General features: G+C 66.4%; 14 protein-coding genes. 9 read left to right on the top strand and 5 right to left on the bottom strand.

Annotated elements, in window-relative coordinates:
- The first annotated feature begins 122 nt into the window (after positions 1-122).
- Positions 123-2,624: a heavy metal translocating P-type ATPase gene (locus tag AC5P88_RS16300; protein WP_495225521.1), complete on the top strand. Its 2,502-nt coding sequence runs from the start codon at positions 123-125 to the stop codon at positions 2,622-2,624.
- A gap of 11 nt (positions 2,625-2,635) precedes the next feature.
- Positions 2,636-3,091 carry a Cu(I)-responsive transcriptional regulator gene (gene cueR / locus AC5P88_RS16295; protein WP_106549696.1) on the top strand — a complete coding sequence of 152 codons (456 nt, stop codon included), beginning with the start codon at positions 2,636-2,638 and terminating at the stop codon, positions 3,089-3,091.
- A 78-nt stretch (positions 3,092-3,169) separates the two neighbouring features.
- Here the strand turns inward: cueR and AC5P88_RS16290 are convergent, their stop codons facing one another.
- Together AC5P88_RS16290 and AC5P88_RS16285 are read right to left on the bottom strand one after the other, a co-directional pair.
- Positions 3,170-3,364: a heavy-metal-associated domain-containing protein gene (locus tag AC5P88_RS16290; protein ID WP_106549697.1), complete on the bottom strand. Its 195-nt coding sequence runs from the start codon at positions 3,362-3,364 to the stop codon at positions 3,170-3,172.
- A gap of 202 nt (positions 3,365-3,566) precedes the next feature.
- Entirely contained in the window at positions 3,567-6,710 is a 3,144-nt protein-coding gene (locus AC5P88_RS16285) for a TonB-dependent receptor (RefSeq protein ID WP_495225520.1), read from the bottom strand.
- A 1,122-nt stretch (positions 6,711-7,832) separates the two neighbouring features.
- Between AC5P88_RS16285 and AC5P88_RS16280 the strand changes: the two genes are divergently transcribed.
- The 6 genes from AC5P88_RS16280 to AC5P88_RS16255 all read left to right on the top strand — a co-directional run bounded on the left by AC5P88_RS16280 (position 7,833) and on the right by AC5P88_RS16255 (position 17,764).
- A complete protein-coding gene (locus AC5P88_RS16280) occupies positions 7,833-10,298 on the top strand; it encodes a GH92 family glycosyl hydrolase (RefSeq protein WP_495225519.1) in 2,466 nt (821 codons plus the stop codon).
- Between the two features lie 96 nt (positions 10,299-10,394).
- Positions 10,395-11,444: a LacI family DNA-binding transcriptional regulator gene (locus AC5P88_RS16275; RefSeq protein ID WP_087922403.1), complete on the top strand. Its 1,050-nt coding sequence runs from the start codon at positions 10,395-10,397 to the stop codon at positions 11,442-11,444.
- 60 nt (positions 11,445-11,504) lie between these two features.
- The gene (fucP, locus tag AC5P88_RS16270) at positions 11,505-12,818 is read left to right on the top strand and encodes an L-fucose:H+ symporter permease (RefSeq protein WP_049434978.1); all 1,314 of its coding nucleotides are present in this window, start codon (positions 11,505-11,507) and stop codon (positions 12,816-12,818) included.
- Between the two features lie 7 nt (positions 12,819-12,825).
- A complete protein-coding gene (locus AC5P88_RS16265) occupies positions 12,826-13,821 on the top strand; it encodes a carbohydrate kinase family protein (protein ID WP_495225518.1) in 996 nt (331 codons plus the stop codon).
- Entirely contained in the window at positions 13,818-15,044 is a 1,227-nt protein-coding gene (locus AC5P88_RS16260) for an AGE family epimerase/isomerase (RefSeq protein WP_495225517.1), read from the top strand. Before AC5P88_RS16265 ends, AC5P88_RS16260 begins: the two co-directional genes overlap by 4 nt.
- Before the next feature lie 101 nt (positions 15,045-15,145).
- Positions 15,146-17,764 carry a beta-mannosidase gene (locus AC5P88_RS16255; RefSeq protein WP_495225516.1) on the top strand — a complete coding sequence of 873 codons (2,619 nt, stop codon included), beginning with the start codon at positions 15,146-15,148 and terminating at the stop codon, positions 17,762-17,764.
- A gap of 115 nt (positions 17,765-17,879) precedes the next feature.
- On the opposite strand, the gene mtnC is transcribed toward AC5P88_RS16255, so the two are convergent.
- From mtnC to AC5P88_RS16240, 3 genes are all read right to left on the bottom strand, one after another.
- The gene (gene mtnC / locus AC5P88_RS16250) at positions 17,880-18,575 is read right to left on the bottom strand and encodes an acireductone synthase (protein WP_495225515.1); all 696 of its coding nucleotides are present in this window, start codon (positions 18,573-18,575) and stop codon (positions 17,880-17,882) included.
- 3 nt (positions 18,576-18,578) lie between these two features.
- Positions 18,579-19,136 carry a 1,2-dihydroxy-3-keto-5-methylthiopentene dioxygenase gene (locus AC5P88_RS16245; protein WP_180864655.1) on the bottom strand — a complete coding sequence of 186 codons (558 nt, stop codon included), beginning with the start codon at positions 19,134-19,136 and terminating at the stop codon, positions 18,579-18,581.
- Between the two features lie 92 nt (positions 19,137-19,228).
- The gene (locus AC5P88_RS16240; RefSeq protein ID WP_111112366.1) at positions 19,229-19,870 is read right to left on the bottom strand and encodes a methylthioribulose 1-phosphate dehydratase; all 642 of its coding nucleotides are present in this window, start codon (positions 19,868-19,870) and stop codon (positions 19,229-19,231) included.
- Between the two features lie 227 nt (positions 19,871-20,097).
- Here AC5P88_RS16240 and AC5P88_RS16235 point away from each other — a divergent pair, with 227 nt between their 5' ends.
- Positions 20,098-20,472 (top strand): hypothetical protein, encoded by a 375-nt coding sequence (locus tag AC5P88_RS16235; RefSeq protein ID WP_099530986.1) that lies wholly within the window; start codon positions 20,098-20,100, stop codon positions 20,470-20,472.
- Positions 20,473-20,940 lie beyond the last annotated feature (468 nt).

Here is a 20,940-nt window from a genome sequence, read left to right as displayed (position 1 = left end):
GCAGGCGGTACGCCGGGCATGGCCCGGCGCTACCGGTCGGTCCCGGGATGGATGGATTTGACCTTCCAACGATGGCAAGGTTTAGCCTGTCCACATCCAGAAGGAACCCCGGGAATCCGATCATGAGCAAGCCTCGCGCCACTGCAGTTCCCGTCAGCCCCTCCACCATCAGCCTTCCCATCGAGGGCATGACCTGTGCCAGCTGTGTTGGCCGGGTCGAAGCAGCGCTGTCCAAGGTCGAGGGCGTCGGCAGTGTCTCTGTGAACCTCGCCACCGAGCGCGCGGACATCCGGCCCTCCGGTCCGGTTGATCGCGCGGCGCTGATCCAGGCGGTTGAACGTGTGGGCTACGACGTACCCGCCGCGACCGTTGAACTGGCGGTGGAGGGCATGACCTGCGCATCCTGCGTGGGTCGCGTGGAGCGCGCGCTGCTGGCGGTGCCCGGGGTCAGCCAGGCCAGCGTGAACCTGGCCACCGAGCGTGCCACCGTGCGCGGCGTGGCTGATACGGCCGCCCTGGTGGCGGCCATCGACAAGGTCGGCTATGCCGCCCGCCCGATCGAGGCCGGTGTGCAGTCCGATGATGAAGCCGCTGAAAAGAAGGATGCCGAGCGCGCCGAACTGAAACGCGACCTGATCGTGGCGTCCGCGCTGGCGCTGCCGGTGTTCGTGCTGGAGATGGGTTCGCACCTGATTCCCGGCATGCACGAATGGGTGATGGCCAACATCGGCATGCAGACCAGCTGGTATCTGCAGTTCGCACTGACCCTCCTGGTGCTGGCCATCCCCGGTCGCCGTTTCTACCAGAAGGGTTTCCCGGCGCTGCTGCGGCTTGCGCCGGACATGAATTCGCTGGTGGCGGTGGGCACCGCCGCAGCGTTCGGTTATTCGGTGGTGGCGACCTTTGCACCGCGGCTGTTGCCGCCGGGCACGGTGAACGTCTACTACGAAGCGGCAGCGGTGATCGTTGCGCTGATCCTGCTCGGCCGCTTCCTCGAAGCCCGGGCCAAGGGCCGCACCTCCGAAGCGATCAAGCGCCTGGTCAACCTGCAGGCCAAGGTCGCCCACGTGATCCGTGACGGCCGCGCAGTCGATATCCCGGTCAATGAAGTGCAGAGCGGCGACGTGGTGGAAGTGCGGCCGGGCGAGCGCGTGCCGGTCGACGGCGAGGTGGTTGAAGGCCGCAGCTACATCGATGAATCGATGATCAGCGGCGAGCCGATTCCGGTCGAGAAGCAGCCGGGCAGCGGTGTGGTGGGCGGTACGGTCAACCAGAAGGGCGCACTGACGGTACGTGCCACGGCGGTGGGCGCGCAGACCATGCTGGCGCAGATCATCCGCATGGTCGAACAGGCGCAGGGCTCGAAGCTGCCGATCCAGGCGGTGGTCGACAAGGTCACGTTGTGGTTCGTGCCGGCGGTGATGCTGGCTGCGCTGGCGACCTTCCTGGTCTGGTTGATCTTCGGCCCGTCACCGGCACTGAGTTTCGCGCTGGTCAATGCGGTGGCGGTGCTGATCATTGCCTGCCCGTGCGCGATGGGCCTGGCCACGCCGACCTCGATCATGGTCGGGACCGGCCGTGGCGCCGAACTGGGCGTGTTGTTCCGCAAGGGCGAGGCGCTGCAGCTGTTGAAGGATGCGCAGGTGGTGGCGGTGGACAAGACCGGCACGCTGACCGAGGGCCGCCCGCGCTTGACCGATCTGGAGATCGCCGACGGCTTTGATCACGGTACGGTGCTGGCAGCGGTGGCGGCAGTGGAGTCGCGCTCGGAGCATCCGATTGCCCGCGCCATCGTTGACGCGGCTGCCGAGCAGGGCATGGCGCTGCCGGCGATGGCCGATTTCGAATCGGTCACCGGCATGGGCGTGCGTGCCAGCGTTGATGGGGCGCGCGTGGAGGTTGGTGCTGATCGATTCATGCGTGAGCTCGGCGTCGACATCGGCCCGTTCGCTGAACTGGCCAGCCAGCTTGGAACGCAGGGCAAGTCGCCGCTGTATGCCGCCATCGACGGCCGCCTGGCCGCGATCATCGCGGTGTCCGATCCGATCAAGCCGAGCACGCCGGCCGCGATCGCGGCGCTGCACCAGCTTGGCCTGAAGGTGGCGATGATCACCGGCGACAATGCGGGTACCGCGCAGGCGATCGCGCGGCAGCTGGGCATCGACGAGGTGGTGGCCGAGGTGCTGCCGGAAGGCAAGGTTGAAGCAGTGCGCCGGCTGAAGGCCGCGCATGGCCATGTCGCGTTCGTCGGCGATGGCATCAACGATGCGCCGGCGTTGGCCGAGGCCGATGTCGGCCTGGCCATCGGCACCGGTACCGATATCGCGGTGGAATCGGCCGACGTGGTGCTGATGTCAGGCAACCTGCAGGGCGTGCCGAATGCCATCGCGCTGTCGAAGGCGACGCTGGGCAACATCCGCCAGAACCTGTTCTGGGCCTTCGCCTACAACACCGCGTTGATCCCGGTGGCGGCCGGCGTGCTGTACCCGGTCTGGGGCGTGCTGCTGTCGCCAGTGTTCGCGGCCGGTGCAATGGCACTGTCCAGCGTGTTCGTGCTGGGCAACGCGCTGCGCCTGCGCCGTTTCCAGCCACCGATGGCGGATGCCCCCGCAGCGACTCATTGAAGGAGATCCGTATGAACATCGGCGAAGCCGCCAAGGCCTCCAGCGTGTCGGCGAAGATGATCCGCTACTACGAACAGATCGGCCTGATTCCTGCGGCCGATCGCACCGAGTCGGGTTACCGGGCGTACTCGCAGGCGGACATCCACCGCCTGCGTTTCATCCGCCGCGCACGCGATCTCGGCTTCCAGGTTGCCGAAATCACCGACCTGCTGGGCCTCTGGAACGACACCTCGCGGCACAGTGCCGACGTGAAGCGCCTGGCAGAACAGCACATCGTCGATCTGGAGCAGCGCATCGAGAGCATGCGGCAGATGGCCGACACGCTGAAGTCGTTGATCAGTTGTTGCGCGGGGGATGAGCGCCCGGAGTGCCCGATCCTGCAGCGGCTGGGCGAGGATGACGAAATAGAGTCACCGGTTGATGCTCCGAAGACCGGTGCGGTGCGGCGCCGTCCACACAAGCACTGAGCCGCTGTCGCGCACATGAAAAAGCCCGCCCGATGCGGTTGCACCGGGCGGGCTTTGTTGTTGAAGCGAGGCTGCGGATCAGGCGGTGCGCGGCGGGAACCCGGCATCGTTCACCGCGGCGAAGACATCTTCCTGTGATGCGGTGGTCTGCACCTTGACCAGGCCGGTCGGCGGGTCGGCGACCACACTGGCATTGGGATCGATCTGCTGGATTGCACGGGTCACGCTGCGTGCGCAGCTGCCGCAGGTCATGCCGTCAACATGGAATTCCATCTGTAGCTCCTTCTGTGCGCTTGGGTGGAGCCAGTGTGCACCTTCCAACGATGGCAGGGTCAAGCGCCGGACTGAACGCCGGGCATATCGGAGCCAATGAAAACGGCAGCCACCTGTACCAGCGCGGCTGCCGTGGAGGAATGGCCCCGCGCGGAGCGGGGCGGGGCAATGCCGGGCAGGACCCGGCAAGCCCGGTCGGGCCTTAGAACTTCCAGGTCAGGCCGACGTAGTACTGGCGGCCCGAGTAGGTGTTGGACAGCAGGCGCGCCTTGGTGTCGTTGCCCAGGTGCACGCGCTGCTCGGACTTGGTGACGTTGAGCACCGAAGCGGTCAGTGCCAGGTCTTCGCGGATGTTGTAGGCGGCGTTCAGATCCAGCTGGTCGTATGGCTCGGAGTAGGAGCTGAAGCCGTTGTTGAGGCCACCGACCACCACGCCGCGACGGTTGTACGAGGCGCGCGCCAGGAACTTCTCGTTCTCGTAGAACATGGTGAAGTTGGCCTGGTTCTTGGCACTGCCCACCAGCGGCGAGGAACCGATCTGTTCGCCGTTGATCTCCACCGAGGCCATGTTGGTGTCGTTGTAGGTGTAGTTGGCCTGGAAGCCGAGACCGAAGTCCAGGGTGTACTGGCCGTAGATTTCCACGCCCTGCGACACGCCGTCACGGCCGTTGGCCTGGGTCTCGTACTTCTGCACGGTCACGTTCTGGCCGCCGACGTTCATCTGCTGGTCGCGCACCACCGGCACGGTGAAGTTCTTGACGTCCTTGCGGAACACGCCGACACCCGCCACGGCACCCGGCTTGAAGTACCACTCCAGGCTCAGGTCGTACTGGGTGGCCTTGAACGGTTCCAGCTCCTTGTTGCTGCCCGAGCCATACCAGCCGGGGTTGGTGGCACCACCGGCCACGCGACGGTCGTTGCTGTACTCATCGGAGTAGTAGCTCAGGCCGCCCGGGTAGGCGATGTTGGTGTAGCTGGGGCGGGCGATGACCTTCGACGCAGCACCGCGCAGCACCAGTGAATCGGTGATGTCCCAGGCGATGTTGAAGCTCGGCAGGATGTCGGTGTAGGTCTTTTCCAGCGAGGACAGTTCGTAGGTCTTGGCGCGGGCCAGTGCATCCGGCAGGCGCACGAAACCGCTTTCGCAGCCATAGCCGCTGTTGGAGCCGAGCAGGGCAGCTGCCGACGGATCGGTGCAGGCCAGCGGCGAGCCGGCGGCGTTGTCGGCGAAATAGTCGTTGAAGCGTTCGACAGAATCGCTGGAGGCGGCGTGCTGCTTGGTCCGTGCCACGCGCACGCCGATGTTGCCGCGCAGGCGCTCGGTGCGGAAGTTGGCCTGGAAGTAGCCCGAGTACACCTTTTCCTGCACGTCGTAGACGAAGTCGTCCTCGGTACGGTTCTGCACGCTGCCGTAGCGGTTGTTCAGGTAGTCGATGTAGGCCGGGTAGTTGATGCCCGGGAACACATTGGCGTTGAACCCACCGGCGATGTTGTCCATCGGCTTCGACAGGAAGAAGCCGGGCTGGGCGCTGCCGGCGGTCGAATCACAACCCGCCTGGTAACGCTTGCTGTAATCGCTCGGGTCGGCCCCCTGGCAGACCCAGTAGGTGTTGCCGGTATTGCGGTGGACCTTGCCATCGCTGTACTTGGCGCCGAACTGGATCGAATCCAGCCAGCCGGCCTCGAACAGCTTGGTGACGTCAGCCTGGAAGTGGTTCTGCTTGACCTCGGTGCGCTTCCACGACGAATCGGTCGAGCCGGTGTCCACTTCGGCGATGCCGTTCATCAGCTGCTGCTGCAGGTCGGGCGAGAAGTTCACCGACGGCGTGCCGGTCAGGTCCCACGCGCTGTAGGTGTTGCCGGCCTGCCACTGGCCGTTGACCTGGCGGCGCGGCTTGGCCGACATGCGGAAGTTCATCGACGGGCCACCTTCGGACCACGTCCGGCCACCGGCGAAGCTGGCCTTCCACAACGGGCTGATGTCCCAGTCGATGGTCAGGTCCGCGGTCTGCGACAGCGCCTTTTCCTTGCTATAGGTGCCGGTCAGCTGCGGGGTGGGGATGGTGCAGTCATCCGGGCCCCAGCCGCCTGGGCGCAGGCCGGCGGCGGCGGCCTGGTCTTCGCTGCAGATGTAGTTGCGGCCCGGCTGCATCTGGTACTGCGCGCCGGTCACGATGGTGCCACTGGGGTCCATGGTGAAGCCGTTGAGCATGCGGCCGCCTTCCCAGTTGCCGTCGCCGGCCACGCGCGCGAGGTTCCATTCCGGAACCTTCAGCATGTTCTGGGTGTAGTTGCCCTGCAGTTCGAAGCGGAAGTAGTTCGCCGTCATCGTGACGTTGTCGAGCGGCTTGAACTGGAACGTCAGCTGGCCGCCGGTGCGCTCGCGGCGCTCGTCACGCACGGCGAAGTTGACCGACGTCGGCATGAAGAAGCCGGAGTAGTGGCCACCATTCTGGTTGTAGATGCCCGAGCGGCCCCAGAACTGGGAGGCGTCCGGCAAGGCGTTGCCGTACACGTCGACGGCCGGATTGCGCGTGCGGCCCGCGGCGTTCCAGACGTAGTCATGGATGACGCCGCCGTTGGCATCGACACGGTCGCTGTACCACTGCCAGTCTTCGGTACTGACTTCCATGCTGCGGTTGGTGCGGACCTGCTTGGTCGCACCGATCAGCAGGCCGAAGCGCTCGTCCTTGCTGTGCCAGGAGTACATCGCCGATGCCTGCGGGTCGACACCACTGCTGGTGTCCGACGAGGTGCCTTCGATCGAGGCGAAGCCGGAGTTGGCTTCCATGTCCAGCGGACGGCGGGTGCGCAGGATCACGGTGCCGCCGATGCCGCCTTCGTCGATGCGCGCTTCCGGCGTCTTGTACAGCTCGGCTGCCGACAGCATGTTCGATGGCAGCAGGGTGTAGTTGAACGAACGCGAGGCCTCGTCATTGGTTTCCGAGGTGGCGACGTAGTTGCCGTTCAACTGGGTCAGGGTCAGGTCCGAGGCCAGGCCGCGCACGCTGACGTTCTTACCCTCGCCACCGCTGCGGGTGATGATCACGCCAGGCACGCGCTGCAGTGCGTCGGCCACGTTCTTGTCGGGGAACTTGCCGACGTCCTCGGCGGTGATCACTTCGACCACGGCATTGGCGTCGCGCTTCTGCTCAAGGCTCTTTTCGATGGCGTAGCGGTAGCCGGTGACCTGGACGCTGTCCAGGTTGGTGGCTTCCTGCGAGCCGGTGGACGTTGCCTGCTGCGCGGCGGCGCCGGCCGGAACGACGGCGGCGGCCAGGGCCAGCGCGATGGCCAGCGACAATGCGTCCTGGCCATGCGTACGTGTTGAATGCTTCATTCCCATCTCTCCCTCTCTCCTGGATTGATCCGGTGACGTGGCACGGACAACTTGAATCGATCTAATTTGAAGTGACATTGTCGCTATCGCCATGCAGTGGCAGTAGCACCGTGCGCGTGGCCTGGTACGTCCTGTTGCTGCTCCCCCAACTCCCGGCCATCGCAATGTCGGCTTGGATCGATCTAAGCGATGGGCGGGCGTTTTTTAGCATGGGTCGCCCGTGGGCGCATGCTGCTGCGCAATATGGTACTGGCGTGGCGAAGGGATGACGGTTTGCTGAAAACAGTGGAAACGTTTTCGTGCGCAGGGGAGGGTGGGTCGGCAGGGCTGCGCCCTGCACCTGCAGAAGCCTTCAAGCCAGAGCAACGTCAAAGGCAACAGCCGGCTCTGGGGTGTCTGCTGGTTGGGCGGGGCGGTGTGGGCTTGCAGGACACGCCGTAAACCCCCAGACCGGCCCAGCCGCTGGCGGCTGGGCGTTCGGGCGCTTGCGAAGCAGTGCTTCGCAAGCAAAGCGCCCTCACCCCTGGGGGCTCGATGGCGCCATCCATGGCGCCAACGGTCCTGCCAGCCCACACCGCCCCGCCTTCGACAGTCTCCCGATGACGGTTGGATTGATCCTGGAACAACATGGGGTCGTGGGGTGAGATCCGTTTTCCTTTGGAAAACGGATCTGACCCCGATTGATTTCGTTATCTGTCAGAGATTCATCCACGCATGGCGTGGATCCACGGACCGCAGAGATCTGTCGAAGGCGGGGTGGGTCCGGTTGCGGGGGTGTCCGCGGCATGGATGCCGCGGCCAAGCCCCCAGGGACGGGTTTACGGCGTCCCCCGCAACCGGACCCACCCCGACTCCCCACAGGAAACCGGCTTCTGCTGTCGCTGTCGCTGTCGCTCCAGCTCGTAGCAGGTGCAGGGCGCAGCCCTGCCGAACACCCCCTCTCATGCTGCGCCGCAGAATGCATTCGGCTGAACCTGCATGCTCTACTTGAATCGATCTAAATTCACGGTCGAATGGGTCGGGCGTCATTCCAGGGGGAGCTCTCTGCCGGTCACGGCGGGGCTCAGCGGAACGGTGCCGGACGGCCCCGGCCGTCAGCCTCCGCATCATCGACTACAGGAACCCGACATGCGTCCAGTGCCGTCTGCTCCCGCCGTCCCATCGACCTCGCGCCCGCTGGCGCGCCTGGCCTGCCTGCTGGCGCTTTCGGCCGTGCCGATGCTGCTGCAGGCGGCACCGGCGGCGCTGGAGCGTGAGGTCAACACCTTCATCGGCAGCAAGGACGACGGCAATACCTTCCCGGGCGCGTCGGCACCGTTCGGCCTGATCCAGGTCAGCCCGATCGGCAGCCACTATTCTGGATGGCGCTACGACGACGAGAAGATCCGCGGGTTCGGCCACTCCTTCATCTCCGGCGCCGGGTGCTGGGAGCAGGGCGGGCAGGTATCCATCCTGCCGGTCACCGGCAGCATCGGTCCCGGCGGCGATTTCGATACCGGCAACGCCAAGCAGTTCGACCACAAGGCCTACGCCTCGAACTACACCCATGACGGCGAGATCGGCCAGGCCGGCTACTACAAGGTGCGGTTGACCAGCTACGGTGGCATCGATGCCGAGGCCACCGCGCGCACCCGCGCCGCAGCCGAGCGCTACACCTTCAGCCAGCGCAGCGGCGATGGCCACGTGCTGGTCAATGTCGGACAGGCCAACGAGCGCCATTCGGTGATCGGCAGCGTGGTCGATGTGGTCGGCGACCGCGTGGTCGAAGGCAAGCTGGTGACCAAGAGCTTCTGTGGCGGACACCAGTACACCACCTGGTTCCGCATCGAGTTCGACCGTCCGTTCAAGGCGCACGGTACCTGGGGTGAGGGCGGTGGCCTGCCGGGCGCGCGGCACAGCATGGAAGGCGAGCAGAAGCCCAATGGCGCCTGGCTCAGCTTCGACCTGGCCAAGGGCCAGTCGGTGACCGCGGTCAGCGCGATCTCGCACGTGGATGCCGAAGGCGCGCGCACCAACCTGCGCGCCGAGGGTATGCAGGGTGGGGCGCTGCTCGGTTTCGACCGCATGCGTGCGCTGTCGCAGCAGTCCTGGCGCGAGCAGCTGGGCCGGGTGCGCGTGCAGGGTGGCAACGCCGACGACCGCGCCGTGTTCTACAGCGCGGTCTACCACGCATTGCTGCAGCCGATGACCGGCAACGATGCGGACGGCCGCTATCGCGGCTACGACGATGGCATCCATCGCGCCGATGGCTGGACGTACTACGAGTACTTCTCGCTGTGGGATACCTACCGCGCGCAGAACCAGTGGCTGGCACTGACCCGTCCGGACGTGGCGCGCGATATCGGCCGCACACTGCTGGCGATCGACGAGCAGGGTGGTTGGCTGCCGCGCTGGGGCTATGCCAACTTCGAGACCAACATCATGACCGGCGACCCGGTCACCCCGTTCATGGTCGACCTGTGGCGCTTCGGCGCGCTCAAGGGCCGTGAATCGCAGGCCTGGGATGCGCTGCGCCGCAACGCCTTCGGCACGCCGCCGCTGAACTCGCGGATGGCCGGCCGCTCCGGCAACCCCACTTACCTGGACAAGGGTTACGTGGTCTATGACCGTGCGTTCCCGTCCAAGGGCATGGACGTCGATCCGCACCACGGCGGCTCGGCGACGCTGGAATATGCGCTGGCCGACTGCGCGCTCTCGCAGATGGCCGATGGCCTTGGCCACGCGCAGGATGCGGCGACGCTGCGTGAGCGCGGCCGCAACTGGCGCAAGGTGTGGGACCCGCAGGTGCGCGATGCCGAGACCGGCTTCACCGGTTTCCCGCGCCCGCGTACCGAGGACGGCCAGTGGTATACCCCGGCCGATGGTCACTACAGCCCGCGTTCGCACCACGGTTTCCATGAGGGCACCGCGTGGCAGTACCAGTGGCTGGCGCAGCAGGACGTACCGGGCCTGGTCGAAGCGATGGATGGCCGCGAGCAGGCCGGTCGTCGCCTCGATGCCTTCTTCGCGATGGATGCGCTGCAGGCGGACCCGCTCAACGCTGCCCGCAAGGAGTGGGTGGTCGGGCCGTACAGCTACTACAACCAGTTCCGTTACAACCCGAACAACGAACCGGACCTGCACTCGCCGTGGCTGTACACGCTGATCGGCCAGCCGTGGAAGACCGCTGCCGTGGTGCGTGCCGCGCAGCAGCTGTTCACCAACGCCCCGAACGGCGTGACCGGCAACGACGACCTCGGCACGATGTCGGCCTGGTACCTGTTCAGTGCCATCGGCGTTTACCCGGCGGTGCCGGGCAGCGGCCAGTTCCTGCTGCACACGCCGCGCTTTGCCAAGGTGGAAGTGGACATGGGCAATGGCCGCACGCTGCGCATCGATGCGCCGGGCGCCGATGGCCGCCGCCTGCAGTACGTGCAGGGCGTGCAGGTCGATGGCCAGGCGCATGCACCGGTGTGGCTGGACTGGAACCGCCTGCAGCAGGGCCCGCGCCTGCACTTCGCGCTCGACGGGAAGGCGCCGGAGCAGGGCTGGGGCACGGCAGTGAAGGACCTGCCGGTGTCCTGGTGCGCGGCACCGGGCAGCCAGCTGCGCTGAGCCGGACTGTGCCGTTCGCGGTGACCCAGCGAACGGCACGGCACGACACGGCCCTGATCCATTAGGCTTGAGCCTCCAGCGGAGTCCGGGAAGACGATGAACGACAACGGCAGCAGTCCCAGCAAGCGCGCCGGCAAGGCGGTGACGGTGACCGACATCGCGCGTGCCATCGGCGTGTCACGGGCAACCGTGTCGCTGGTGCTGCGCGGCAGCCCGCTGGTCAACGTCGATACCCGGGCCAAGGTCGAGGCAGAACTGCGTCGCCAGCGCTATGTCTACAACCGCGCGGCCGCCAACCTGCGTCGTCGTACCTCGTCGAGCATCGCGCTGGTGATCAACGACCTGTCCAACCCGTTCTTCGCCGAATTTGCGTCCGGTGTGGACGAGGCGTTGGGCGGGCGTGGCTACGTGACATTGCTGGGCAGCACCGGCGAATCGCCGGAGCGCCAGCAGGCGGTGCTGTCCACGCTGATGGAGCACACCCCGGCCGGCCTGATCCTGTCGCCGGCCGAAGGCAGCGACACCGCGCAGCTGCGCCAGGCATTGGGCGCCAATGCCAACGTGCTGCTGTTCAACCGCGAGCTGGAAGGGGCCGACTGGGATTTCCTGACCCTGGACAACCAGCACGGTGCCTACCTGGCGACGCGTCACCTGATCGAGCGCGGCCATCGCCAGATCGCTTTCTTCGGCGGCCACGCGGCGTCGAGCTCGTGCCACCAGCGCCGTGCCGGCTTCCAGCAGGCGCTGGCCGAGGCCGGTCTGTCGCTGCCGCCGGGCTGGATGATCGAGTCGGCGCCGAACCGGCTGGAAGCCGCTGCGCGCACCGATGAGCTGTTTGCCGATGGCCATCGCCCGAGTGCAGCGGTCTGCTACAACGACACCGTCGCGCTGGGCCTGATGCTGGGCCTGAACTCGCGAGGCATTCGTCCGGGCGGTGACTTTGCCGTGACCGGCTTCGACGATATTTCCGAGGCATCGGTCGCGGTGCCGCCATTGACCACGCTCACCGCCGATCCGCGCGAGCGAGGCCGGCAGGCGGCCGCGCTGCTGCTGCAACGATTGGACGAACCGGACGCGCCACCACGGCGCACGGTGGCGCCGGTGCAGTTGCGCATCCGCGAAAGCAGTGCCGCACGGCCGAACTGATTCCTTCCACGTACCCCTTCCACGCAACAACGACCTTCCGCGCATCGAGGCGCGTACCGCATGCCGATCTCCGCAACGCCCCGTCCATCGGGTTCTTCGGGCAACGCACCCGCCGTCACCAACGGCAAGGCGCTGGCCGTGGTCACCACGATCTTCTTCATGTGGGGCTTCCTGACCTGCCTCAATGACATCCTGATCCCGCACCTGAAGGCAGTGTTCGAGCTGAACTACGCCAAGGCGATGCTGGTGCAGTTCACCTTCTTCGGCACCTATTTCCTGATGTCGCTGCCGGCCGGCCGCCTGGTGGCGGCGCTGGGCTACAAGAAGGGCATCGTGGCCGGCCTGGTGATCGCCGGTATCGGCGCACTGGGCTTCTGGCCGGCGGCCGAGCTGCGCGTTTATGGCGCCTTCCTCGGCGCACTGTTCGTGCTGGCCACCGGCATCACCGTGCTGCAGGTCGCTGCGAACCCCTACGTCGCGCTGCTGGGCCCGGAGCAGACCAGCTCCAGCCGCCTGACCCTGGCGCAGGCACTGAACTCGCTGGGCACGGCCATCGCCCCGATCTTCGGCGGCATGCTGATCCTGTCCAACACGGTCAAGAGCGCCGATGAACTGAACGCGCTGCCGGCTGCCGAACAGCTGGCCTACCGCGCCGCCGAGGCGCAGGCCGTGCAGGGCCCCTACGTAGGCCTGGCGGTAGCGCTGGTACTGCTGGCGCTGTTCGTGTTCCTGTTCCGCCTGCCGGCACTGAGCGACGCCACCGAACAGGCCGACCAGGGTCACCACCACAGCTACCTGGATGCGCTGCGCAAGCGCCACCTGCTGCTGGGCGTGCTGGGCATCTTCTTCTACGTCGGTGCCGAAGTATCGATCGGCAGCTTCCTGGTCAACTACCTGTCGATGCCGAACATCGGTGGCTTCAGCGAACAGGAGGCCACCCACTACGTGTCGGCCTACTGGACGATGGCAATGATCGGCCGCTTCGCCGGCTCGGCGCTGCTGGCGCGCTTCTCGCCCAGCCGCCTGCTGGCGATCTTCGCGCTGGTCAACGTGGCACTGCTGGTCACGACCATGCTGACCTCCGGCAACATCGCGCTGTACTCGGTGGTGGCGATCGGCCTGTTCAATTCGATCATGTTCCCGACCATCTTCGCGCTGAGCATCGAGCGCCTGGGCCCGCTGACCAACAAGGGTTCCAGCCTGCTGATCATGGCCATCGTCGGCGGCGCCGTGGTGCCGTACCTGCAGGGCGTGCTGGCCGACCACATCGGTGTGCAGGCCAGCTTCATCCTGCCGCTGCTGTGCTACGGCTACATCATTTTCTACGGACTGGTCGGCGCACGTACGCCGGCTTCCGCAACGCAGGGAGGCTGAGTCCGGAATGGGTTCCATCATTTGCTTCGGCGAAATTTTGATCGATCTACTAGCGCAGCCGCCGGCCTCGGCCGACACGCCGCGCGCGTTCCTGCAGTACGCCGGCGGGGCGCCGGCCAACGTTGCGGTGGCGGCAGCGCGACTGGGTGCGAAGACCCAGTTCGTCGGCATGCTGGGCCGCGACATGTTTGGTGACTTCCTGGCCGAGAGCCTGGTCGAACACGGCGTAGGCACGGATTACATCGTGCGTACCGATGCGGCCAAGACCGCACTGGCCTTCGTCGCGCTGGATGCCAGCGGCGAGCGCAGCTTCAGTTTCTACCGCCCGCCGGCCGCCGACCTGCTGTTCCGTGACAGCGACTTCCAGGCCGCGTGCTTCGACAGCGCGCAGTGCTTCCACGTCTGCTCCAACAGCCTGACCGAGCCGTCCATCGCCGAGGCGACCTTCGCCGGCATGGAGCGCGCCCGTGCCGCCGGTGCGGTGGTCAGCCTGGACCTCAACCTGCGCCCGGCACTGTGGCCGGCCAACGAAGATCCGACGCCGCGCCTGTGGCAGGCGCTGCAGCGTGCCGACCTGGTCAAGCTGTCGCGCGAGGAGCTGGACTACCTGGCGGCACCGCTGGGTGCCGATGGTGAGGCGGTGGTGCTGAAGCGCCTGCTGGCCGCACAGGCACGCTGGGTCATCGTTACCGATGGTGCGGCCACGCTGCACTGGTACACGCGCGACAACCACGGCACGGTCACCAGCTTCCGCGTAGCCACCGTCGATACCACGGCCGCCGGCGATGCCTTTGTCGGTGGCGTGCTGGTCGGACTGCTGGAGCGGGGGGGCGCGGGCGCAGGCTTTGCCGCGTTCTGCCAGGACCCGGAGGCGATCACCGCCACGCTGCGCTTCGGCGCCGCGGTCGGCGCGCTGGCTGTTACCCGCAAGGGCGCGTTCGCCGCGATGCCCTCGCTCGATGAAGTGCAGCAGCTGCTGCAGGCCCAGGACATTACCGCATGAACACCTCGCCCGATTTCCGTTCGCCCGCGTTCCTGCGTGCGCATATCGCCGACACGATGGCGTTCTACCACCCGCGCTGCATCGACCCGAACGGTGGCTTCTTCCACTACTTCCGGGATGACGGCAGCATCTACGATGCCAGCCACCGCCACCTGGTGAGCAGCACGCGCTTCGTCTTCAACTACGCGATGGCCTACCGCGAGTTCGGCAACGCCGAATATCGCGAGGCGGTCGAGCACGGCGTGCGCTACCTGCGCGAAGTGCATCGCAATCCGGCCACCGGTGGCTATGCCTGGACCCTGCGCGACGGCAAGGTCGAGGACGACATGAACCACTGCTACGGCGTGGCCTTCGTGCTGCTGGCCTACAGCTGCGCGCTGAAGGCCGGTGTCGAGCAGGCCCGTGACTGGATGGACGAGACCTGGCAGCTGCTGGAAGCGCGCTTCTGGGAACCGCAGCATGGCCTGTACAAGGACGAAGCCGATGGCCAGTGGAACTTCACCGGCTACCGTGGCCAGAACGCCAACATGCACATGTGCGAGGCGATGCTGGCCGCGTTCGAGGCCAGTGGCGAGCAGCGCTATGTGGAGCGCGCGCTGCAGCTGGCCGACAACATGACCCGCCGCCAGGCCGCCAAGGCCGGTGGCCTGGTCTGGGAGCATTACAACGTCAACTGGGAGATCGACTGGGACTACAACCTGGACGACCCCAAGCACCTGTTCCGCCCGTGGGGCTTCCAGCCCGGCCATCAGACCGAGTGGGCCAAGCTGCTGCTGATCCTCGATCGCCACGTGCAGGCCGATTGGCTGGTGCCGACCGCGCAGCACCTGTTCGATGTGGCGGTGGCGCGCAGCTGGGATGACGCCCGCGGTGGCCTGTATTACGGCTTCGCGCCGGAAACGCGCCGGCAGCCGGGCATGGACGGCGCCCCGATCGGCGGCGACAGCTTCGTCTGCGACGATGACAAGTACTTCTGGGTGCAGGCGGAAACGCTGGCTACGGCCGCGCTGATGGCCAAGCGCACCGGCGATGACCGCTACTGGCAGTGGTACGAGCGCATCTGGGCGTACTCGTGGGAGCACTTCGTCGACCACCAGTACGGCGCCTGGTTCCGCATCCTCGATGCCGACAACCGCAAGTACAGCGACGAGAAGAGCCCGGCCGGCAAGGTGGATTACCACACCATGGGTGCGTGCTACGAAGTGTTGAACGTCGTGCGTTGAGGTCTGCCGCGCTGCGCCCTCGCCGGACGTGGTCCGGCGCTACCGTGGCGTGTTGAATTGGTAGCGCCGGGCCATGCCCGGCGGAAAAACAGGAGCATCCCGTGCATCGCCTTCCCCTCGTTGTCCGCCTGCTCCTGCTGCTGATCGCAGCCTCTGTGTTCCCTGCACCGGCGGCCCCGCTGCAGGCGCAGTGGGAGTTCCGCATGCTGCCCGGCGACGCGCAGGGCGCGGCCCATCCGGGCCTGCAGCAGTGGCGTGCTGCCCAGGTACCCGGCAGCGTGCACACCGACCTTCTGGCCCATGCGCTGATCCGCGATCCGTATGTCGGCGCGCCGGAGGCCGAGCTGCAGTGGATCGGCCTGGCGGACTGGGAATACCGCGCCCGCTTCGATGTGGATGCCGCGACGGTTGCCAAGCCCAATGCCGAACTGCGCTTCGACGGGCTGGATACCTATGCCGAGGTCGTGCTCAACGGCAAGCCGCTGCTGCGCGCGGACAACGCACACCGCACGTGGCGTGCCCGGGTCGAAGGCCGCCTGCGTGCGAAGGACAATGAGCTGCAGATCGTGTTCCGGTCGCCGATCCGCACGCTGTTGCCGGGCGTGCAGGCGATGCCGCACAAGATCGCCGGCAACTATCCTTCGCCCTATGGCGATGAGCCGAAGGACGCGATGGTCGGCAACTTCGCGCGAAAACCGGCCTACCACTTCGGTTGGGACTGGGGCCCGCGCTATGTCACCGCCGGCGTCTGGCGCGGTGTCGACCTGCAGGCCTGGGATACGCATCGATTGACCGATCTGGCCGTGCGCACCGATGCATTGAGCGCGGAGCAGGCGAAGCTGGCGGTGCTGCTGCAGGTGGAGCAGGGCAGTGCAGCAGGTTCTGCGGTGGTCAATGTGGATGTGCGCGATCCGCAGGGTCGCAGCGTGGCCCAGGTGAAGCGCACGGTGCTGCTGAAGCCCGGCCAGAACAGCATCGAGGTTCCGGTTGAACTGGCTGATCCGCGGCGCTGGTGGCCAGTAGGCCACGGTGCGCAGGACCGCTACACGGTGCAGGCACGCCTGGACGACGGTGGCGCGCCGGAGCTGGCCCGCGAGCAGCGCATCGGCCTGCGTACGGTCGAACTGCGCCGCGAAACGGACGACAAGGGCGGGCAGGGCTTCGCTTTCGTCATCAATGGCGTGCCGATCTTCGCCAAGGGCGCGAACGTGATTCCGTTCGATGCCTTCCCCGCACGCGTTGATGCCGCGCGCCTGCGCCAGGTGCTGGTGGCCGCGCGCGACGCCAACATGAACATGCTGCGCAACTGGGGTGGCGGCTATTACGAGGACGACGCGTTCTTCGACATCGCCGATGAGCTCGGCCTGCTGGTCTGGCAGGACTTCATGTTCGGCGGCGGCATGCAGCCCGGTTACGATCCGGCGTTCCGCGCCAGCGTGGTCGCCGAGGCGCGCGACAACGTGCGGCGCCTGCGGCATCACCCCAGCATCGTGCTGTGGTGTGGCAACAACGAAGAGGAAACCGCCTGGAAGGACTGGGGCCATGGCCGCGACCTGAAGGCGGCCGATCCGGCGTTCGCGGCGAAGGTCTGGCAGGGCTATGTCGACCTGTTCGGCCACGATCTGCGTGCGGTGGTTGGCGAGGAAGGGCTTGGCGTGCCGTACTGGTCCAGTTCGCCCAGCAACGATCTGGATGAAAAGGCCAACGACTCGAGCCGCGGCGACAAGCACTACTGGCAGGTCTGGGGCAATCCGGCGCTGCCGGTGCAGGCCTACCTGCGCGAGACGCCGCGCTTCATGTCCGAGTACGGCCTGCAGGCGTGGCCGTCGGTGGCGACGGTCGACCAGATCGCCACCGGTGCCGAGCAGCGCATCGACAGCCCGGTGATCCGCGCACACCAGAAATTCATGGCCGGCGAGGGCAACAGCCGCCTGCTGCATTACATCGAACTGGGCTACGGCACGCCGAAGGACTTCGAGGACTTCGTCTACCTGAGCCAGGTGATGCAGGCCGATGGCATCGCGCTGGCGGCGCTGCATCACCGTGCCTCGCGTCCGTACACGATGGGTTCGCTGTACTGGCAGCTCAACGATGTCTGGCCGGGCGCTTCATGGTCCAGCGTGGACTACTTCGGCCGCTGGAAGGCGCTGCACTTTGCCGCGCGGCGTTTCTTCGCGCCGGTGACGGTGGCTGCGCTGCGCGACGAGGGCAATACGCGGGTGCGCCTGATCAATGATGGCGCCGCGCAGGATGCACGTTGGCGGCTGCGGGTGGTGGACGTGGACGGCAAGGTGCTGCGGCAGCGCGAGGAGGCGGTGGCGTTGACCGCGGAAGGTGTCACCGCGCTCGGTGACTTCCGCGACGCGGAGCTGCTGGCCGGTGCCGATCCAAAGCGGACGGTGGCGGTGTTCGAACTGCTGCAGGACGGCAAGGTGAGCGCGCGGCAGGTGGTCGGTTTCGTCGAGGCGAGGGACCAGGTGCTGCCACGGCAGAAACTGAAAGCGACTCTCGCCATCGACGGCGATCATTATCGCCTGCGGCTGCAGAGCGCGGCCTATGTGCGTGCGGCGTGGATCGACTTCGGCGCGCTGGACGTGACGCTTGAAGACAACCTGCTGGACCTGCTGCCGGGTGAAACGCGCGATATCGCGGTACGCGGCCCGGTGGACCTGACCACCCTGCGCGAAGCGCTGAAGGTGAAGACCCTCAACGACCGTTGAGGGCATCCGCCGGGCATGGCCCGGCGCTACCATTCATGGACCATGGTAGCGCCGGGCCATGCCCGGCGAGGGTGCGGACCGTTGAGGTGGTTGCGGACCGTTGGTCCGCACACCCTTACAGTTGGATCTGCTGGAAATTCTCAACCCGCTCGTGGCCGTTGGCGGTCTGGCCGGTGCGCGGCAGCGGGTAATCATCCAGGCGGTCGATCAGGCGGGTCTGCAGGCCGGCTTCGCGGGCAGCGTCCAGCTCTTCCACCACATCCGACAGGAACAGGATCTCGCCGGCCGGTACGCCGATCGCCTGCACGATGCGGCGGTAGCTGTCGGCCTCGCGCTTGCCGCCGACTTCGGTATCGAACCAGCCCGATACCAGCGGGCTGAGGTCGCCGGCATCGCTGAAGCCGAAGAACAGCTTCTGCGCCGGCACCGAGCCGGAGGAGTACACGTAGAGCGGCAGGCCCGAGGCGTGCCAGCCCTTCAGTATCGGTGCCACTTCCGGGTAGAAATGCGCGGTGTAATCGCCCCGGCGGTAGCCTTCGTCCCAGATCTGGCCCTGCAGCGCCTTCAGCGCGGTGTGCTTGCGGTCCTGGTCGATCCAGCCCTGCAGCGTTTCAACCACTAGGCTGTCCTGGCAGGCGCCGCCGATCTCGGTGGCCACCGCGTCCAGCCAGCGACGCACGTCCGGGTCCTGGCCGTGTTCGGCGACGAAGCCGGGCAAGGCCTTGCGGGCATAGGGGAACAGCACGTTCTTGACGAACGAGATGCTGCTGGTGGTGCCTTCGATATCGGTCAGGATGACGCGGGGCTGCATGGATCAGGACGCCTGGGTGGGTACGTAACGGGGGAACTTCTGCGCGATGTCGGTGCCGGTGAAATGACCGACCCAGCCATCCGGCTCGGTGAAGAAGCGGATCGCCACGAAGCTGGGCTCATCGCCCATGTCGAACCAGTGGGTGGTGCCATCGGGTACGGCGATCAGGTCATCCTTCACGCACTCGATCTCGTAGACCTTGTCTTCCACGTGCAGGGTGAACAGGCCGGAGCCGGCGACGAAGAAGCGCACCTCGTCTTCCTTGTGGAAGTGCTCGTCGAGGAACTTCCTGCGCAGCTCGGCGCGGTTCGGGTTGTCCGGGGCGATCGAGGCCACATCCACGCTCTTGAAGCCGTTCTCGGCCACCAGGCGGTCGATGTCGGCGCGGTAGGCGGCGAACACTTCCTCCTGGCTGGCGCCGGGTGCGACCGGTGCAGTGGCCTGCCAGCGTTCGAAGGTGACGCCGATCTTCTGCAGTTCGGCAGCAATGACCGCGCCGTCCTGGGTGTCCAGCAGCGGCGATTCGGGGCGGGTGTCGTCGTAGATGCGCAGTCGGCTCATGGCGGCAGCTTGAACGTCTCGGGGGGAAGACAGGGTAGCAGGGCGGGGGCGGGGCGCAGATTCCGGATCGGCATCTGCACCTGCGCGCGGGTTCAGCCGCGCAGCTTGCGCAGCTCCAGCTCGCAGTGGAACAGGAATTCGAAGGCTTCCAGGTGGCGGCGCGCTTCGGCCATGTCACGGCCCCAGGCGTACAGGCCATGGCCGTCGATCAGGTAGCCCCACAGGTTCTGCCGGTCGAGCAGGTCGTCGACCTGGGCCGAGAGCACGTCCATGTCCTGGGTGTTGGCGAACACGGGCACGTCCACGGCCATCTCATGGGTGCTGTTGCCGGCGAAGGCCTTCAGCAGCTCGTAGCCTTCCAGATGCACATGGCCCTGCGGCGCGTACAGGCGCGAGGCAATGGTCTGCACCGGCGAATGGGTGTGCAGTACGCAGCCGATTTCCGGGAAGCGGCGGTACAGCTGGGTGTGCAGCAGGGTTTCGGCGGAGGGGCGCAGCGGGCGGCCGACGGCCTTGCCGTCGAAGTCCACCACCATGATGTCGTCCTCGATCAGGCGGCCCTTGTCCTTGCCCGAGACGGTGATCGCGGCGTGGCGGTCGTCCAGGCGGTGGGAGAAGTTGCTGCTGGTGGCCGGGGTCCAGCCGGCCTGGGCCAGTTCGCGGACGTTGTCGATCAGCAGCTGGGCCAGTTCGCCCAGGCGGGCGGTGTCGTAGGGGAAGGTGGTGGTGTCCATGGACGGCATTTTACGTGATCCGGCCCGATGCGGGGCCCGCGCGGCGACCGCCTGCCTGCTGTGTGGGCAACGCGAAGCGGTTGGATCGAGGCAAGCATAGCGCCGGCTGAATGGGGAGGGCAGCGCTACCGCTGGAAGCGATTCCGGTCGTGGACAGCCCTCTTGCCGCGAAACATCATCGGATTGCCGCAGAAATTCCGGCGAGCGCCAGGGAAAGGAGTACTTCGATGATCGCGCGCGCGATGGGGATGATGGGGGTGATTGGCATCATGCTTGCCAGCAGTGGCTGCACGATGGAATGGGTGAAGATGGATGCGGGTGCGCGGTCATTCGGCCCCGCCCATTCGAGTTGCAGGGCGCAGGCCGACGATCATTGGCCGGTCAGGAATGAAGTGGCCACGCGCACTGTCTACGAAGACCGCAAGGTGCCCTGCAGGCTTGATGAAGTCTGCGCCATTGACGGCAAGTACAACATGGTGCCGATGCCGAAAGATGAGAGTTACATCGTGGACGTCAACGCGTCCGACCGCAGCAGCGAGTTCAATGCCTGCATGGCCGGTGCCGGCTGGCAGCAGCAGCTCATCTGGTTCAATCGCCGCTAGGCGGGGCCGGCGCAGGGGACGACAGCTGCTCGACCGGTTGATGCTCAACGGAGTCCAGGCAACAGTGGCCAGCGGAGAATGACGTGGCTCTGCGAACCGTTCAGGCGTAGAGGCTGGAGACGTGCAGCGAGCAGGACAAGAACACGTACGACCTGGACGTGAACCAGAGCCACTGCCGTGGCACACACAGGTTGGATACAGAAGACCATCTGGTTTGGTCGTAGGTGATTCTCATCCGATAGCCGGCACATTCACGGTGCGGATGATATCCACGCATGGCGTGGATCTACCGGACGTGCCAGGAGACTGTCAGGGGTGGGGAGGCATGGGTTCGCGGGGGTGTCAGCCGCATGGATGCGGCTGCCAAGCCTTATCTGATCGGAATCTGGCAGCGTAGGTGCCGAGAGCCGGCGTGGGCCGCCGTACAAGCCTGGATCTCGACGATCGCCATGTAGCTTGGCGCCCACG

The sequence above is a fragment of the Stenotrophomonas sp. YJH_SMC_8 genome (assembly GCF_059371315.1).
Note: the sequence above shows the minus strand (reverse complement) of the source record. Positions and strands in the feature narration are given on the sequence as shown.

Excerpts from the sequence above, each read along its gene's own strand:
- AC5P88_RS16290 (WP_106549697.1), bottom strand. The coding sequence starts at position 3,364 with ATGGAATTCCATGTTGACGGCATGACCTGCGGCAGCTGCGCACGCAGC.
- mtnC (WP_495225515.1), bottom strand. The coding sequence starts at position 18,575 with ATGCAGCCCCGCGTCATCCTGACCGATATCGAAGGCACCACCAGCAGC.
- AC5P88_RS16285 (WP_495225520.1), bottom strand. The coding sequence starts at position 6,710 with ATGGGAATGAAGCATTCAACACGTACGCATGGCCAGGACGCATTGTCG.
- AC5P88_RS16280 (WP_495225519.1), top strand. The coding sequence starts at position 7,833 with ATGCGTCCAGTGCCGTCTGCTCCCGCCGTCCCATCGACCTCGCGCCCG.
- AC5P88_RS16300 (WP_495225521.1), top strand. The coding sequence starts at position 123 with ATGAGCAAGCCTCGCGCCACTGCAGTTCCCGTCAGCCCCTCCACCATC.
- AC5P88_RS16265 (WP_495225518.1), top strand. The coding sequence starts at position 12,826 with ATGGGTTCCATCATTTGCTTCGGCGAAATTTTGATCGATCTACTAGCG.
- AC5P88_RS16235 (WP_099530986.1), top strand. The coding sequence starts at position 20,098 with ATGATCGCGCGCGCGATGGGGATGATGGGGGTGATTGGCATCATGCTT.
- AC5P88_RS16260 (WP_495225517.1), top strand. The coding sequence starts at position 13,818 with ATGAACACCTCGCCCGATTTCCGTTCGCCCGCGTTCCTGCGTGCGCAT.
- fucP (WP_049434978.1), top strand. The coding sequence starts at position 11,505 with ATGCCGATCTCCGCAACGCCCCGTCCATCGGGTTCTTCGGGCAACGCA.
- AC5P88_RS16240 (WP_111112366.1), bottom strand. The coding sequence starts at position 19,870 with ATGGACACCACCACCTTCCCCTACGACACCGCCCGCCTGGGCGAACTG.
- cueR (WP_106549696.1), top strand. The coding sequence starts at position 2,636 with ATGAACATCGGCGAAGCCGCCAAGGCCTCCAGCGTGTCGGCGAAGATG.
- AC5P88_RS16275 (WP_087922403.1), top strand. The coding sequence starts at position 10,395 with ATGAACGACAACGGCAGCAGTCCCAGCAAGCGCGCCGGCAAGGCGGTG.
- AC5P88_RS16245 (WP_180864655.1), bottom strand. The coding sequence starts at position 19,136 with ATGAGCCGACTGCGCATCTACGACGACACCCGCCCCGAATCGCCGCTG.